Source organism: Streptomyces sp. NPDC007983, assembly GCF_042958345.1.
Classification (GTDB): domain Bacteria; phylum Actinomycetota; class Actinomycetes; order Streptomycetales; family Streptomycetaceae; genus Streptomyces.
The window spans coordinates 120,436-134,556 of sequence record NZ_JBIBJI010000006.1 but is presented as its reverse complement, the minus strand read 5'-3'; the positions used below and the strand labels follow the sequence as shown (position 1 = coordinate 134,556).

Annotated in this window: 17 protein-coding genes; 9 read left to right on the top strand and 8 right to left on the bottom strand. The window is 70.2% G+C overall.

The annotated features are described in order from the left end of the window. The first annotated feature begins 5 nt into the window (after positions 1-5). The 5 genes from ACFZCY_RS20395 to ACFZCY_RS20375 are packed head-to-tail and all read left to right on the top strand — an operon-like array spanning position 6 to position 6,426. Complete coding sequence (locus ACFZCY_RS20395; protein ID WP_391174781.1) at positions 6-1,589, top strand: ABC transporter substrate-binding protein; 1,584 nt, start codon at positions 6-8, stop codon at positions 1,587-1,589. A 19-nt stretch (positions 1,590-1,608) separates the two neighbouring features. Then, positions 1,609-2,550, top strand: a complete 942-nt coding sequence (locus tag ACFZCY_RS20390; protein WP_391174778.1) for an ABC transporter permease subunit — start codon at positions 1,609-1,611, stop codon at positions 2,548-2,550. Beyond that, positions 2,547-3,431 (top strand): ABC transporter permease subunit, encoded by an 885-nt coding sequence (locus tag ACFZCY_RS20385; RefSeq protein ID WP_391174775.1) that lies wholly within the window; start codon positions 2,547-2,549, stop codon positions 3,429-3,431. The genes ACFZCY_RS20390 and ACFZCY_RS20385 overlap by 4 nt, the downstream gene beginning before the upstream one ends. After that, complete coding sequence (locus tag ACFZCY_RS20380) at positions 3,428-5,521, top strand: dipeptide ABC transporter ATP-binding protein (protein WP_391174773.1); 2,094 nt, start codon at positions 3,428-3,430, stop codon at positions 5,519-5,521. The genes ACFZCY_RS20385 and ACFZCY_RS20380 overlap by 4 nt, the downstream gene beginning before the upstream one ends. A gap of 26 nt (positions 5,522-5,547) precedes the next feature. After that, positions 5,548-6,426: a TIM barrel protein gene (locus ACFZCY_RS20375; protein WP_391174770.1), complete on the top strand. Its 879-nt coding sequence runs from the start codon at positions 5,548-5,550 to the stop codon at positions 6,424-6,426. 3 nt (positions 6,427-6,429) lie between these two features. On the opposite strand, the gene ACFZCY_RS20370 is transcribed toward ACFZCY_RS20375, so the two are convergent. Genes ACFZCY_RS20370 through ACFZCY_RS20360 form a run of 3 tightly spaced genes read right to left on the bottom strand, consistent with a single transcriptional unit; the run spans position 6,430 to position 7,626 of the window. Further along, positions 6,430-6,600: a DUF397 domain-containing protein gene (locus tag ACFZCY_RS20370; protein ID WP_391174767.1), complete on the bottom strand. Its 171-nt coding sequence runs from the start codon at positions 6,598-6,600 to the stop codon at positions 6,430-6,432. A gap of 1 nt (position 6,601) precedes the next feature. Continuing rightward, on the bottom strand, positions 6,602-6,787 hold the full coding sequence (locus ACFZCY_RS20365) for a DUF397 domain-containing protein (RefSeq protein WP_391174764.1): 186 nt from the start codon (positions 6,785-6,787) through the stop codon (positions 6,602-6,604). Then, positions 6,784-7,626: a Scr1 family TA system antitoxin-like transcriptional regulator gene (locus ACFZCY_RS20360; protein ID WP_391174761.1), complete on the bottom strand. Its 843-nt coding sequence runs from the start codon at positions 7,624-7,626 to the stop codon at positions 6,784-6,786. The genes ACFZCY_RS20365 and ACFZCY_RS20360 overlap by 4 nt, the downstream gene beginning before the upstream one ends. 163 nt (positions 7,627-7,789) lie before the next feature. Here ACFZCY_RS20360 and ACFZCY_RS20355 point away from each other — a divergent pair, with 163 nt between their 5' ends. After that, a complete protein-coding gene (locus ACFZCY_RS20355) occupies positions 7,790-8,236 on the top strand; it encodes an ATP-binding protein (RefSeq protein WP_391174759.1) in 447 nt (148 codons plus the stop codon). On the opposite strand, the gene ACFZCY_RS20350 is transcribed toward ACFZCY_RS20355, so the two are convergent. The 4 genes from ACFZCY_RS20350 to ACFZCY_RS20335 all read right to left on the bottom strand — a co-directional run bounded on the left by ACFZCY_RS20350 (position 8,218) and on the right by ACFZCY_RS20335 (position 12,107). Beyond that, positions 8,218-9,210 carry a Rieske 2Fe-2S domain-containing protein gene (locus tag ACFZCY_RS20350; protein ID WP_391174757.1) on the bottom strand — a complete coding sequence of 331 codons (993 nt, stop codon included), beginning with the start codon at positions 9,208-9,210 and terminating at the stop codon, positions 8,218-8,220. The genes ACFZCY_RS20355 and ACFZCY_RS20350 overlap by 19 nt on opposite strands. A gap of 30 nt (positions 9,211-9,240) precedes the next feature. Continuing rightward, positions 9,241-9,885 (bottom strand): LysE family transporter, encoded by a 645-nt coding sequence (locus ACFZCY_RS20345; protein WP_391174754.1) that lies wholly within the window; start codon positions 9,883-9,885, stop codon positions 9,241-9,243. Between the two features lie 85 nt (positions 9,886-9,970). Then, positions 9,971-11,449, bottom strand: coding sequence for an aminotransferase class I/II-fold pyridoxal phosphate-dependent enzyme (locus tag ACFZCY_RS20340; RefSeq protein ID WP_391174751.1), 1,479 nt, complete (start codon positions 11,447-11,449; stop codon positions 9,971-9,973). 55 nt (positions 11,450-11,504) lie between these two features. Then, positions 11,505-12,107, bottom strand: coding sequence for a TetR family transcriptional regulator (locus tag ACFZCY_RS20335; protein WP_391174748.1), 603 nt, complete (start codon positions 12,105-12,107; stop codon positions 11,505-11,507). Positions 12,108-12,198: 91 nt separating this feature from the next. Here ACFZCY_RS20335 and ACFZCY_RS20330 point away from each other — a divergent pair, with 91 nt between their 5' ends. From ACFZCY_RS20330 to ACFZCY_RS20320, 3 genes are all read left to right on the top strand, one after another. After that, positions 12,199-12,573 (top strand): DUF1330 domain-containing protein, encoded by a 375-nt coding sequence (locus ACFZCY_RS20330; protein WP_391174745.1) that lies wholly within the window; start codon positions 12,199-12,201, stop codon positions 12,571-12,573. Then, the gene (locus tag ACFZCY_RS20325) at positions 12,573-13,349 is read left to right on the top strand and encodes an alpha/beta fold hydrolase (RefSeq protein ID WP_391174743.1); all 777 of its coding nucleotides are present in this window, start codon (positions 12,573-12,575) and stop codon (positions 13,347-13,349) included. Before ACFZCY_RS20330 ends, ACFZCY_RS20325 begins: the two co-directional genes overlap by 1 nt. A gap of 83 nt (positions 13,350-13,432) precedes the next feature. Further along, positions 13,433-13,666, top strand: coding sequence for a hypothetical protein (locus ACFZCY_RS20320; protein ID WP_391174740.1), 234 nt, complete (start codon positions 13,433-13,435; stop codon positions 13,664-13,666). 70 nt (positions 13,667-13,736) lie between these two features. Here the strand turns inward: ACFZCY_RS20320 and ACFZCY_RS20315 are convergent, their stop codons facing one another. Continuing rightward, positions 13,737-13,940, bottom strand: coding sequence for a hypothetical protein (locus ACFZCY_RS20315; protein ID WP_391174738.1), 204 nt, complete (start codon positions 13,938-13,940; stop codon positions 13,737-13,739). Positions 13,941-14,121: the final 181 nt, after the last annotated feature.

Sequence of the window (14,121 nt, the reverse complement as noted above, 5' to 3'; positions counted from 1 at the left end):
CACCGATGTCGCTGAGAACGCCGGCCCGGCGAACCCGACTGACAGCAGCAGCCGCCGCGGTCGCGGCACTCTTCACCTCCGCCGCGTGCAGCGCCGCGACCCACCCCGCCGGCGCCTCCGGCGGGAAGTCCACGGCCGCGGGCCCGGTACGCGACGGCGGCACCCTCACGGTCGCGCAGACGAGCGACGCCGACCCCGGCTCGTTCCTCAAGACCTCGGTCGGCAACATCCTTTCCGAGTACACGGTCCTGGAGACGCTGACTCTCATGGACGCCAAGACCGGCAAGCCCAAGGGCGTCCTGGCGAAGTCGTGGAAGCTCGCACCCGGCGCCAAGAGCATCGACATCACACTCCGGGACGATGTGACCTTCCACAGCGGCCGCAAGCTGACGGCGCAGGACGTCATCTTCACCCTGAAGAAGGCGCGGGACCCGGCGACGGGCGCGGCGGGCCAGGCCATCGCCGAGCAGATCACGTCGATGCGGGCCAAGGGCGACCACGAGCTGAAGCTCACCTTCAGCAAGCCGACGCCGAACATCTTCGACCTGTTCGAGACGACGCCGATCCTCAACCCCGCGACCTACAGCAAGTACGCGGCGGGCAAGGTCGTCGACGGCACCGGCCGCTTCGCCTGGAAGTCGTGGACGCCCGGCGGCCGCATCGTGCTCACCAAGTACGCGAAGTACCGCGACGCCAAGAACACCCACCTCGACAAGATCAACATCGAGATCATCAACGACCCGACCGCCATCGTCTCGGCGATCCGCAGCGGTCGCGTCCAGTACGGCGTCGGCGCGGCCGCCCTCGACGCCCGCAGCCTGAGCCAGCAGCCGGGATACGCCCTGCTGTCGTCGGGCGGATCGGCGATCCCGCTCTCCCTGGACGTGACGAAGCCGCCGTTCGACAAGAAGGCGGTGCGCCAGGCGGTCCAGTACGCGATCGACCGCCGCCGCATCGTGCAGCAGGTCGAGGGCGGTCACGCGGACGCGACGGACCTGCCGTGGAAGACGTCCGCCGTCGGCTACGACGCCGGCCAGGCGAAGCACTACACCTATCAGCCGGACAAAGCCAAGAAGCTGCTCGCCGAGGCGGGGGTGAAGGGCGCCACGTTCAAGGTCGTCACCCTCAACACCCCCGAGGCCACCAGCATCTTCCAGATCGTCAAGAACAACCTCGCCGCCGTCGGGCTGAACGCCAAGCCCGAAGTGCTGAGCGCGACCGAGTACGACGGGCGGATCGCCAAGCGGGACATGGGTACGCCCGCGGTCCTGATGATGAACAGCAACGCCCTGCTTCCGGCGAGCGCGGTCACCAGCAGGCCCGAGTTCGTCCCGAACGACAACCTCCTGCATTTCAAGAGCCCCGCGTATACGAAGGTCGTCCAGAACGTCGCCCGTGCGACCACGCCTGACGCGCAGAAGAAGGCGCTGCACGCGTACAACGCCTACTTCCTCGACCAGGCGTTCACGGTTCCGCTGATCACACGCCCGACCCTGACGGTCCGCTCGACGTCCGTCGGCGGCATCGCGCCCACCCAGGCGGGGTTCCTGAACCTCGGCCAGGCGTGGCTGTCCGACCCGAAGGGGTAGCGAGGCAATGATCCGGTTCATGGCACGCAAGGTGCCATCAGTCCTCTTCGTCCTTCTCGCCAGCTCGGTCGTCGCCTTCGCCCTGCCGCGGCTCGCCCCCGGAGACGTCGCGGTCAGCCTCGCCGGTACGGATCCGAGCGCCGCCAACGTCGCCGCCATCCGGAAGGAGCTGGGGCTGGACCGGTCCCCCGTCGTGCAGTACTGGGACTGGATCTCCGGGCTGTTCCACGGCGACCTGGGCCAGTCCTACCGCCTCCACCGCAGCGTCGCGAGCCTCATCGGCGACCGGCTGGAGAGCACGGTGGAGCTGGCCGTGTTCGCCACGCTGCTCGTCGTCGTCATCGGCACCGCGCTCGGGGTGCTCGCCGGTTCCACCCGGCGCCGGTGGACGCGGGCGGCCCTCGACCTGGGCAACAGCCTCCTGGTCGCTGTCCCGCCGTTCCTCACGGGCCTGGCCCTGATCCTGATCTTCGGCGTGTACCACCGCTGGCTGCCCGTCAGCGGCGAGGTGAGCCTGCTGGAGAACCCCTCGATCGGCATCCAGTACCTGACCCTTCCCGCCGTCGCGCTGGCGCTGGCGTCCTCCGGCATCGTGGCCCGGCTGCTCCAGACGGAGATGGCCAAGGTCCGCACCGAGGACTACGTCGATCTGGCCCTGGCCAAGGGAACCCCGCCCGGGCGGATCACCCGGCGCCACGTCCTGCGCAACAGCTTCGGCACCGCGGTCGTCGCGATCGGACTGGAGATCGGCACCCTGCTCGCCGGTGCCGTGATCATCGAGTCGATCTTCAACCGCAACGGCCTCGGCCAGCTCGCCGTCTCCAGCGTGCAGTCCCGCGACTTCACCGTCCTCCAGGTGTTGATCCTCGGCGTGGTGTTCGTGGCGGTGATCTGCCAGATCCTCACCGAAATGGTCCTCGCGGCGCTCGACCCGCGGATCAGGTTGGGAGCCCCCTCATGACCGACGTTCCCCTGTCGGCGCCCGGCGCGGCGGCCACGGCGACGACGCGCCGCAGGCTCAATCCGACGCTGGCCCGCTATCTGTCCGCCTTCCGCACCCCGAGGGGCGTCATCGGGCTGTCGATCCTGGTGATCCTGGTGCTCGCCGCCCTGCTCGCCCCCGTCCTGTTCCCGGGCGGCTACGACCAGCAGGGGTCGAACGCCTTGTCCGGGCCATCGGGTGCGCACATCTTCGGTGTGGACGAATTCGGCCGCGACATCTTCATCCGCAGCGTCTACGGACTCCGCGTCGACCTGAGCCTCATCCTCACCGCCGTACCACTCAGCATGGCCGTCGGCACGCTGATCGGCCTCACCGGCGCCATCTCCGAATGGCTCGGCGCCGGACTGCAACGGGCGCTCGACGTCATCATCGGCTTCCCCGGGCTGATCCTCGGCGTCTGCCTGGTGGCCATCCTCGGTCCCGGCTGGCTCCCGCTGTTCCTCACCATCCTCATCGGCGGCCTGCCCACCGCCGGACGCCTGGCCCGCGGCGCCTGGCTCACCCAGCAGGGCAGGGAGTACGTCCTGGCCGCCCGGGTGCTCGGCGTGCCGCGCCGGAAACTGCTCGTCCGGCACGTCCTGCCCAACGCGATGGACGCCATCGTCGTCAACGGCGCCGTCTGGATGGTCATCGGCGTCTACATCGAGGCGGGACTGTCCATCGTCGGCCTGGGCGTGCAGCCGCCGACGCCGTCGATCGGCGTGCTGCTCAACAACGGACTCCGGTTCGTCACCCAGGCCCCCACGTACATCATCGGCCCCGGAGTGGTGCTCCTGCTGCTCTCGGTGGGCTTCAGCCTGATATCGGACGCACTCAACGAGGCGGTGAACCGTCGGTGATCTCGACAACCAACTCCACGAGGGCGGAACCGCCGGCACCGGTGGCGGGCAAGGGCGCGCCGCTGCTGCGTGTCGAGGGCCTGAAGACGGAATTCAAGCTGAAGAGCGGCGGCGTCAAGGCCGTCAACGACGTCAGCTTCGACATCTACCCGGGCGACGTCCTCGGCATCGTCGGCGAATCCGGGTCGGGCAAATCGGTCACCGCGCGGTCCATCATGCGGATGCTGCGCCCGCCGGGCGAAATCACCGCCGGGTCGGTCCGGTTCGACGGCGAGGACCTCCTCGCCCTGCCGGAACGGGAGATGCGGCGCCGGCGCGGAGCGAAGGTGGCGATGGTCTTCCAGGACCCGCAGGCCGCGCTCAACCCCGTCCTCAAGGTCGGCGACCAGATCGTCGAGGCCATGACGGTCCACGGCGTCGACCGGAAGACCGCGCGCACGCGGGCGGTCGAGCTGCTGGAGCAGGTCGGCATCCCCGACGTCCCGACGAAGATCAACCACTATCCGCACCAGTTCTCCGGCGGAATGCGTCAGCGCGCCGTCATCGCGATCGCCCTGGCCAACGACCCGGCGCTGCTCATCGCCGACGAGCCGACGACCGCCCTCGACGTGACGATCCAGGCCCAGATCCTGCGGCTGCTGGCCAAGCTGCGCACCGAACTCGGCATCGCCGTCGCCATCATCACGCACGACATGGGCGTGGTCGCCGAGCTGTGCACGGACGTCGTGGTGATGTACGGCGGCCGCACGGTCGAGAAGGGCACCGCCGAGCAGGTCTTCCGGCATCCGCGCCACCCCTACACGGCGGCGCTGCTGGAGGCCATGCCACGCCTCGACGGCGACCACACCGGTCAGCCGCTGCCCGCCATCCCCGGCAGCCCGCCCGACCCCGCGGCCCCCTCGCCGGGCTGCGCGTTCGCGCCACGCTGCCGGTACGCCGAGGACGTGTGCGGGCACGAAGTTCCGGCGCTGGTGGCGATCGGGGACGCGGGACAGACAGCGGCGTGCTTCGTCGCCCAGCGCGGCGAGCGCTTCGCCGCGAGCGGCACCGACACGGCACCGGTGCCCCGTACCGCTCCCGCTCCTGCCGCCGCCGCACCCGTGCTGGAGGTACGCGACGTCAGGGTCGATGTGGGATCGCGCGGGCGCGGGCTGTTCCGCCGGGAACCCCCGGTGTACGCCGTCGACTCGGTGAGCCTGTCGGTATACCCGGGCCGCACCCTCGGGCTCGTGGGCGAGAGCGGCTGCGGCAAGTCGACGCTGTCCCGCGCCGTCGTCGGCATCAACCCGATCGCGGGCGGCTCGGTTCTCGTGGACGGAACCGACGTGAGCGCGATGCGCGAAGACGACCTCAAGCGGGTCCGCAGTTCGGTGCAGTACCTGTTCCAGGACCCCTACGCGTCGCTGAACCCACGGCGCACGATCCGGCAGTCCCTGGCCGAAGCACTCGCGTTCCGGGGCATCGGCGGGCGGGGCCTCGAAGCGGCGGCGCACGCGCTGATGGAGCAGGTGGGGCTGCGTCCGGAACACCTCGACCGCTACCCGCACGCGTTCTCGGGCGGGCAGCGCCAGCGGATCGGCATCGCGCGGGCGCTGGCCCGCCAACCGCAGACGCTGATCCTGGACGAGCCGGTGTCCGCGCTGGACATGTCGATCCAGGCGCAGATCATCAACCTGCTGGAGAAACTCCAGAACGAACTGGGTCTGGCGTACCTGTTCATCGCTCACGACCTGTCGGTCGTACGCCACCTCAGCGACACGGTCGCCGTCATGTACCTCGGCCGGATCGTCGAGCAGGGCGATGTCGCCGAGGTCTACGGCAACCCGCAGCATCCGTACACCGCTTCGCTGCTCTCCTCGTCGCCGATACCGAGCGTCTCTGCGCGTTCTCGGGAACGCATCGTCCTGCGCGGCGACCTTCCGAGCCCGGCGAACCCGCCCTCGGGCTGCCGGTTCCGTACCCGGTGCCCCATCGGCCCGCTGACGCACCCGGAGCGGACGATCTGCGCGGAGCGCGCCCCGGAACTCACCGTCACCCCGGCGGGCCAGCGCGCCGCCTGCCACTTCGCGGGCGAACTCGCGCAGCACTGACCACACTTCATCGAAGGGACCTCTACGTGCGTATCGCACTCAACCCGATCCAGTGGATGGCCAGCGACGACGGCTGGCTCGACCCGTCCAAGGCGCCCGAGCGCAAGCAGTTGCTGTCGCTGATCAAGCAGTCCGGTTTCGACGCGGTCATGGCCGAGGTACCGGCCGACTGGACCGTGAGCCAGTACCAGGAAGTCCTGGACGAGGTCGGCCTCACCCTGGCTCCGGGCTACTTCGTCTGCCGGTCGGACGGCCGGGACGGGAAGGAGGACGAGATCCTCGCGAGCGCCGCCGCCACCGCCCGCCAGCACGCCGAACTCGGGATGGACGAAATCGGCCTCGGCCTGGCGATGGGCAAGGACAAGCCGCGCGTGGCGCATCCGGGACAGGCGTACGACGCGGATCCGTCGCGCGTGGAGGCGGTGACGGCGTTGATCGGGAAGATCGCCGACACCATGGTCGCCGAAGGCGTCCGGCCCAATCTGCACCCGCACATCGGCACGTGGATCGAGACCGAGGAGGAGGGCCGGGCCGTGCTCGATGCCGTGCCGGAGTCCCGGCTCGGTTTCCTCCCCGACACGGGGCACTTGGCGTGGGCGGGCTCGGACGTGGGCGCGTTCATCAAGGACTACGCGGAGCGCATCCCGTTCGTGCACGTGAAGGACTGTCGGCTCAGCGTGGCGGCGCAGGGTCGGGAGGGCGATTGGGGCTACCAGCGGACCGTCATGGCCGGGCTCTGGGTCGAGCCCGGCCGAGGCGAACTCGACCTCAAGGGGATCCTCAGCAACCTGCCCGGCACGTTCGACGGCTGGCTGATGGTCGAGGTCGACCGCCCGGACATCGCCGACCCGTACGAGAGCGCGGTCGCATCGGCGCGTTGGATGCGCGCCGAGTACGCCGCCTGACGCTCAGCCGCCCGAGGCGAACCGCACGAACCGCGCCCAAGTGTTGGGCGTGACGGCGAGGTGGGGGCGGGCCGTGTCCTTGGAGTCCCGCACGCGGACGGCCTCCTCGGTCACGGCCACCTCCACGCAGTCGTCATTCTGGGCACTGCTGTAGCTGGACTTGAACCAGTCCACGTTAGCCGCCCGCCGCGAACCGCACGAAGCGCGCCCAGCCGTCGGGGGTGACGCTGAAGTGCGGGCGCGCCACGTCCTTGGAGTCCCGCACATGAACGGCCTCCTCGGAGACAGCCACCTCCACACAGCTGTCGCCCTGGGTGCCGCTGTAACTGGACTTGAACCAAGCGAGTTCCGACGTGCTCATAACTCTCCTCGCATCCGCTCCAGCAGGCCCCGCGAGTCTTTGGGGTTGAGGGCCTGTGAGCGCAGTGTGTCATAACGCTGTTGGAGGAGAGAGACCTCTTTCCTGTCAGCAATCAGCCGTCCGTTCTGCTGCCCTTCCGAGTAGGCGAAGCGCCGCCCCTCCGGTGTCTCCAGCAGCTGCACAGGTCCGTCCAGACAGGCGTGGGACTCGGCGTCCAGCGGCATGATCTGGAGGCTCACATTGCGCGGCGCGCTGTGCTCCAAAACGTAGTCGAACAGGGACCGCGTCACCTCCGGGCCACCGAGCGTCTTCCGGAACACGGACTCTTCCACAATGAAGCTGAACGGCACATTCGGCCTCTCGTGCAGCATTGTCTGGCGTCCCAGTCGAGCGATGAGCTGTGCCTCCAACTGCTCGTCCGTCAGCAGCGGGATGCTGTTGTCGAACACCGCCCGCATGTACCCCTCGGGCTGCAACAACCCCGGAACCAACCGGCACTCGTACGTACACAGGCTCACCGCCTTCCGCTCAAGCCCCGCCCACCGGCGGAACCACGCCGCGAACCCCGGCTCGCCTCGCGAGAGGAACCTCGCAGCCCTCCGCAACGCGCCCGTGTTACCAAAGACCTCCTCCGCCCGCTCCACAAACGCGTCCTCCGGAAAACGCCGTCCCAGCTCTACCGACTCCACGGTGTGCTTCGAGAACCGGACCAGCTCTCCGAACTGCGCCCGGCTCAGACCCGCGTGTTCACGCAGGGCCTGGACGACCGCCCCGAACGTCCGCAGACTGTCCGAGGGGTCGGGCTCCCGTCCCCAGTCGCAGGCATCGTCAATCGTCATACGCGGCCACCTCCAGGTGCTCACGTTCGAGGGCCCCCGCGCTCGACTCACTCAGGGTGACGGACAGAACACCGTACTGTCCACCGAAAGTGCCCGTACGCTGACTTTGCGTACGCCGCGCGTCGCTGGCGCGGCCCCACCCAGGGCCGCCACCTTTGTCCCCATGAACGCAAGCACGCCTCAACTGCCCGCCACCACCCGCACCTTTGCCCAACGCTTGTCCTCCACGCGGCGCGGGGCCCGCCTCGCCCGGCTGCTCGCCGTGGGACAGCTCCGCTCCTGGCCGGTGTCACCCGCCGTCACCGAACGCGCCGAGCGGATCGTCGCCGAGCTGGCCGCGAACGCCGCGATCCACGGCCGCGTCCAGGGCCGGGACTTCCGGCTCGCCCTCACGCTGGACGAAGCGCGCGGCATCCTGCGCATTGAGGTGGCCGACACCCGTGGCGAGAAACTGCCGGTGCTCGGGCCCGCCCCGGACCCGGACAGCGAGTCGGGGCGCGGCCTGCTCCTCGTCGCCGCGCTCGCCGACCGCTGGGGTACGCAGCCGCGCCACCCCGTGGGCAAGACGGTGTGGGCGGAGCTGGACTCCCGTCAGGCGTCGGACGGATAGAACTGCGCGTACCAACGGCGCAGCGCCCTGATGCCCTTCTCGTGCGGAAGCAGGACGGGGCGCGGCTGGTGGATCTTGTGATCCCAGATCCGGACCTCCTCCCGCACCTCACCCAGGGCCTCTGCCCGGAAGACCAGCTTGAACACCGGTGCCAGGAACGGCAGTCGAGTCGGCTTGCGGATGTAGTACAGCATCCGCATCTCGCTCGTGCGGTCGTCGATGGGGGTGGTGAGGGCGACGGCGGTGACCGAGAGGACGGGCCCGAGGACGCGCACCACCATGACGCCCGGTCCGTACATGGACACATCGAAGGTGTTGTTGATGTCCCGGCCGAGCACGCGCCGGTGGATCCGGCCGCGGACCTCCGCGAAAGGGCCGTCCGGCCGCAGCTCCTGGACCGGCGGTTCGCTCTGGCCGTGGATGAAGTGGAAGTGGGACTCGTCCACGATGTTCTCGCGCATCTCCTGGATGTGGATGCGCGCGCGGCACACGTCGTCGATCGGTGTCGCGAAGTCCCCGGAGGCCGTCTCCGGGATGTCCGGCACCTCCCACGAGGGCGCGGTCGGGCCGTGGTAGACGAAGATCAGCCCGCTGTGCTCGCGGACCGGGAATCCGCCGATGGCCACCTTGGGGGTGCGGACCGCGAACGGGGCGTGCGTACACTCCCCGTCCGCCCCGAACCGCCACCCGTGGAACGGGCACTCCACGGCGCCGCCGACGACCTTCCCGCCGGCGCCCAGGTGCGCGCCGTAATGCGGACAGTGGGCGTCACGCACGCCCGCCCGCCCGTCCGCTCCACGGAAGGCGATCAGGGCCCGACCGAAGTAGTGCAGGCTGACGACCTTCCCCGGCCGCAACTCGCCGCTGCGGAGCACGGCGTACCAGCCGTAGGGCACGGGTGGCATGGGGTACTCATCGGCTCGCGGGTCGCGCGGCAGGTCGGCGAGCTTGTCATGACTACGGCGTAATGGCATGCGCCGATGTTAGGCGTGCCGCCCCTCCGCTCAGGCGGAGGCGGGGGTGCGGGACAGGGCGGTGCGCAGCGCGAAGGCGCCGAGCAGGCCGCCTGCCGCGAACCGCTGGGCGGCCATGACGCGGGGCCGGGCGGCCAGAAACCCCGAGACCCGTGCGGCACCCAGCATGATCAGCGCGTTCACGGTGACCGCCACGACGATTTGCACGCCACCGAGCTGGAGCAACTGCGCCCAGTCCGGGCCTCCCTGAGGGTCCAGGAACTGGGGCAGCAGCGCGGCGTACATCAGAGCGATCTTGGGGTTGAGCAGGTTGGTCAGCAGCCCCATCGAGAACAGGCGGGCGTCGGAGACCGGGGGCAGGTCCTGGGCCGGGGCGAAGGGCGAGCGGCCGCCGGGCTTGAGCATGCCCCAGGCGAGGTAGCCCAGGTAGACGGCCCCGGCGAGCTTGACCGCCGTGAACGCCACCGGCACCGCGGCGAACAACGCGGACAGGCCCGCGGCCGCCGCCAGCAGGTAGCACAGGAACCCGACAGCGGTCCCGCCGAGGCTGACCAGGCCCGCCCTGCGGCCTTGGGTGATCGCGCGGGAGACGAGGTGGACCATGTTCGGTCCCGGGATCAGGACCATGCCCAGTTCGACCAGGGCCACTCCTCCCACCGCGGTCAGAGTGATCAACGGTCGTCCTCCTGGTAGACGGTTACGACGCATCAGCAGTGCCTGACGCGCCTGCTCCAGGTTACGACCAGTGGTTTTCCGCGCGTCAGTCGGCTCGGGTCCCTTCGGCCAGGACGCGGATGGTGTGCATGCCGGGGTCGGCGGCGTCGGGGAGGTTCATCCCGGCGGCCACGCCCGTCCGCAGATAGTCCAGGACCGGTCGTTTCAGCACCTCGCCGGGCAGTACGGCCGGGATGCCCGGAGGGTAGGGGGTGACCATCTCGGCCGCCACCCGGCCCGCCGCGCCGTCCAGGGGTATGTCCTCCACGGAGCCGAAGAAGGCGTCCCGCGGCAGATCGGCCTGTTCCATCCGGAGCTCGCCGGGCGCCGGCACGGCCACTTCGGGCGCGGGCCGCAGCTCCTCCGCGTGGTCGGCGAGATCGCGGAGCGCCTCCAGCAGGGAGCCGGTCGTCGCGGCGTCGTCCGCGTGGGTCAGTTGGGTGCTGATCCGCCGGTGGTCGGCCAGGTGGGCGTTGACGTCGTGGTGTTCCCGGAGCCAGTCGGCGGCTTGGTAGCCGCTCACGGCGAGTCCGGTCAGATCGATGACGACCGGGAGCGGATCGAAGTCGACGGCCCGCCCGGCGCCCACGTAATCGTCGCGGCCGTCCACGTGCAGGCCGTCGATGGCCTCGATCTCCGTACGGACCTCATGTGCTCGCCGCAGGGCCGCTCCCATCAGCTCCTCGCCGTGCAGCGCCATTTGCCGTCGCCAGGCGTCCATGCCCGCGTGGAGGAGGACGTTCGGGCTGGTGGTGCCGAGGAGATCGGCGCGGGACGCGAGGAGGGCGGGGTCGATGAGATCGCCCTGCAAATGGAACACCGAACCCTGCTCCAGCCCGCTGCCCATCTTGTGGATGCTGGTCACGCAGACGTCGGCGCCCGCGTCCATGGCCCAGCTCGGCAGTTCGGTGCAGAACGGCAGATGGGCTCCCCACGCCTCGTCCACGATCAGCGGCCGCCCGAGCCGGTGGCACACCTCGGCGATCCCACCCAGATCCGCGCAGGCGCCGTACGGGGTCGGGCTGGTCACCAGCGCGCCCTTGGCCTCCGGATGGTCCTCGAACGCCCGCTCGTAGTCTTCGGCCGACGGCGGATGGGCGATGTGGCGGTCCGCGTCCCACTGTGGCTCCACCCAGACCGGGCGGACCCCGGAGATGATCAAGCCGGAGATCACGGACTTGTGTGCGTCGCGGCCCACCAGCAGCGTTTCGTGCGGACCGGCCACCGAGAGCATCGCGGCCTTGACCGAGAGGGAACTGCCGCAGGTGGAGAAGAACGTGTGTTCGGCGTGCACCGCGTCGGCCATCAGCTGCTCGGCCCGCTGGAGCACCCCGCCCGACTGAAGCCGGTCGTCCAGCCCGCCGAAGGCGAGGACATCGGCGCGGAACACCTCGTCCCCCAGGACCTTGCGGGCCTCCGGGTCGGCGCCTCGGCCCTGCTTGTGTCCGGGCGGGGTGAACGGCAGGGACCCCCGCTCGTGATACCGGGCCAGGGCCTCCAGAACGGGAGCCTCCGTGTGATCCATGCGCGACGAGTGCCCCGCCGCCCGGCAGGGAAACGGCCACTTCGGGCGGGCGGCATCAGTTCCGGGCCAGCGCCCGGCGCCAGTGCTCGGTGACCGCATGCCGCAGCCGTTCCGTATCGACGGCCTCGCGATCGAGCAGCCGTTGCAGCCCGATGCCACGAAGTTGCCCGACGATGGCGACCGCGGCCTCGCCGGGTACGACATCGGGCCGGATGGTGCCGTCGGCGAGCCCGGCGGCCACGTCGTCGCGCAGATCGGCGCGGAAGGCCTCGTCCCGCTCGCGGAAGATCGGGGCCAGTTCCGGCGCCGTGGCGGCCTCGGCCCAGAGCAGCAGAAACGCCCGGTGCGCCACGCCCGCCCGGCCCAGCGCTCCGACGTAACCGTCGATCAGCCGCAGGAGACGGTCCAGACCGGGCGGCAGGCCGTCGAGCCCGGGGACGAATCCGGCCTGGGTCGCGTGCGCCAGGCGTTCGAGGAGCGACTGCTTGGACCCGAAGTGGTGGGTGACGAGACCACGGCTGTATCCGGCGCGCTCGCTGACGCGCGCCAGCGTCAGCGAGCGCACCCCCTGCTCCACGACCAGTTCGGCGGCGGCGTCGAGCAACGCGGATTCGGCCTGGTCACGGCGCTGCTGCTGGGTGCGGCGGGTGGTGGTCATGAAGAGGAACTTACAACAAACTTGTTATTCGACCAACAAGTAGGCAAGGATCAAGGCGTCGACCGGCTGTCGACCGACTGGAGGTTTTCCGATGATCGAGATTGACGACCGCGCCCTGGACACCCTGCTGGCCGAGGATCCGGGTGGTCCCGTCGTGATGCTGAACCTGCTGCGGTTCCGTCCGGACGGCGGCCGCGAGAGCTACCGGCGCTACGCCGAGGCGCTCGGCCCGGCGATCAACGCGCGATACGGGGTACAGGTGGAGTACCTGGGAGACGGCGGGCGGGCGCTGGTCGCCGAGGACGGGCAGGAGTGGGACATGGTGTTACTGGTCCGCTACCCGAACCGACAGGCGTTCGTCGACATGATCCGTGACCCCGAATACCAGGCGGCGTCCCGTTTCCGCAGCGAAGCGCTGGTGGAATCGGTCCTGCAGCCGACCGTACCGCTGAAGGGACTGGCCTGATGACTGTCGTCTTCGTGCACGGCAACCCCGAGACGGCGGCGGTCTGGGACCGGCTGCTCCCCGAACTGGAGCGCGCCGGTGCGGCACGCCCGCGTCTGGTGTGCCTGTCCCCGCCCGGGTTCGGCGCACCCCTGCCGGCCGGGTTCGGCGCGACCGTCACCGACTACCGCGACTGGCTGATCGGCGAGCTGACCCGCTTCGCCGAGCCCGTCGACCTGGTGGGACACGACTGGGGCGGCGGACACGTCGTGAACGCGGTGATGAGCCGCCCGGACCTCGTACGCAGCTGGGTCAGCGACACCATCGGGGTCTTCGAACCGGACTACGTCTGGCACGAGGCGGCCCAGCGGTGGCAGACGCCGGGAGCCGGAGAAGCCGATGTGGCCGCGCGGTTCGGCGCGCCCCTCGGCGAACGGGTCGCGACGCTCGTCGAGCGGGGGATGCACGAGGCGGTGGCCGGGCAGGTCGCACGCGGCCAGAACGAGGCGATGGGCCGGGCCGTGCTCGCGCTCTACGCCTCCGCCGCGCAACCGGTGATGGCCGAGCTGGGCCGGGACCTGGAACGCGCGTCGCAACGGCCGGGACTCACCCTGCTCGCCACCGAGGACCACGCGGTCGGAACCGTCGAGCAGCGCCGCCGCGCCGCGCGCCGGGCCGGCGCCGGGGTCGAGCTCCTCGACGGGCTCGGCCACTGGTGGATGACGCACGACCCCGCCCGTGGCGCCCGCGCTCTCACCCGCTTCTGGGCCTCGCTCGACCACGGGCGGATTCTTTGACGAATCACTCCGGCATTCAGGGGCACCCGGCCGCGGAAACGGAATCGCACCGAGAAAACCGCACGGATTAAGGAGGCACCGCCATGGCCCACGCCACCGAGACCGGCGAGACCACGGGCACCAAGGACAAGGACTACAACCTCGTCTGGTACGTCGAGGCATGCCTGAGCAACGCGCTGCGGATGGAGACGTACATCCAGGACGCGGAGCGCGAGAAGGACACCGAGGTCGCGGACCTGTTCCGTAAGGCCCAGGCCGACAGCCGCAAGGGCGCCGAGCTGGGCAAACAGCTACTGAAGAAGCGGATCGGCAGCTGAGCCGCCGACCACACCGGCCCCGCGCGCCCCGGTCCCCCGACCGCCCGGGCCGCGCGGGGCCCGCTTTCGTTCACCGAGGCGGTGACTGCCGGTCGTCGTCCTCGTCGCTCTCTCCCCGGCTCTGCTCCTGAGCGTCGGTACTGGGCCTCATCGCGTCACCCGACTGGCCGTATCCGCTGCCTTCCTCGCCGCCGGTCACCCTGGTCTCGGCCTCGGTGATCTCTTCCTCGATCTCCTCGGCCGCCGTACGGGCGCCCTTCTTCTCTCCACTCATCGTGGTGTCCTCCCTCGTATCGCGTGCGCCGACCGGCGGCCGGGTGCCCTGCCCCACGGCGCCCCATGCATGCCTGAGCGGCGAGGGGACGGATGGCCGCCAGGTTTACCCACCCCACCCGTGGGCTACTCCTGTCGAGTGCTTCGTGCGGCACTACCGCTACCGAGGAGGACGCCGTGGC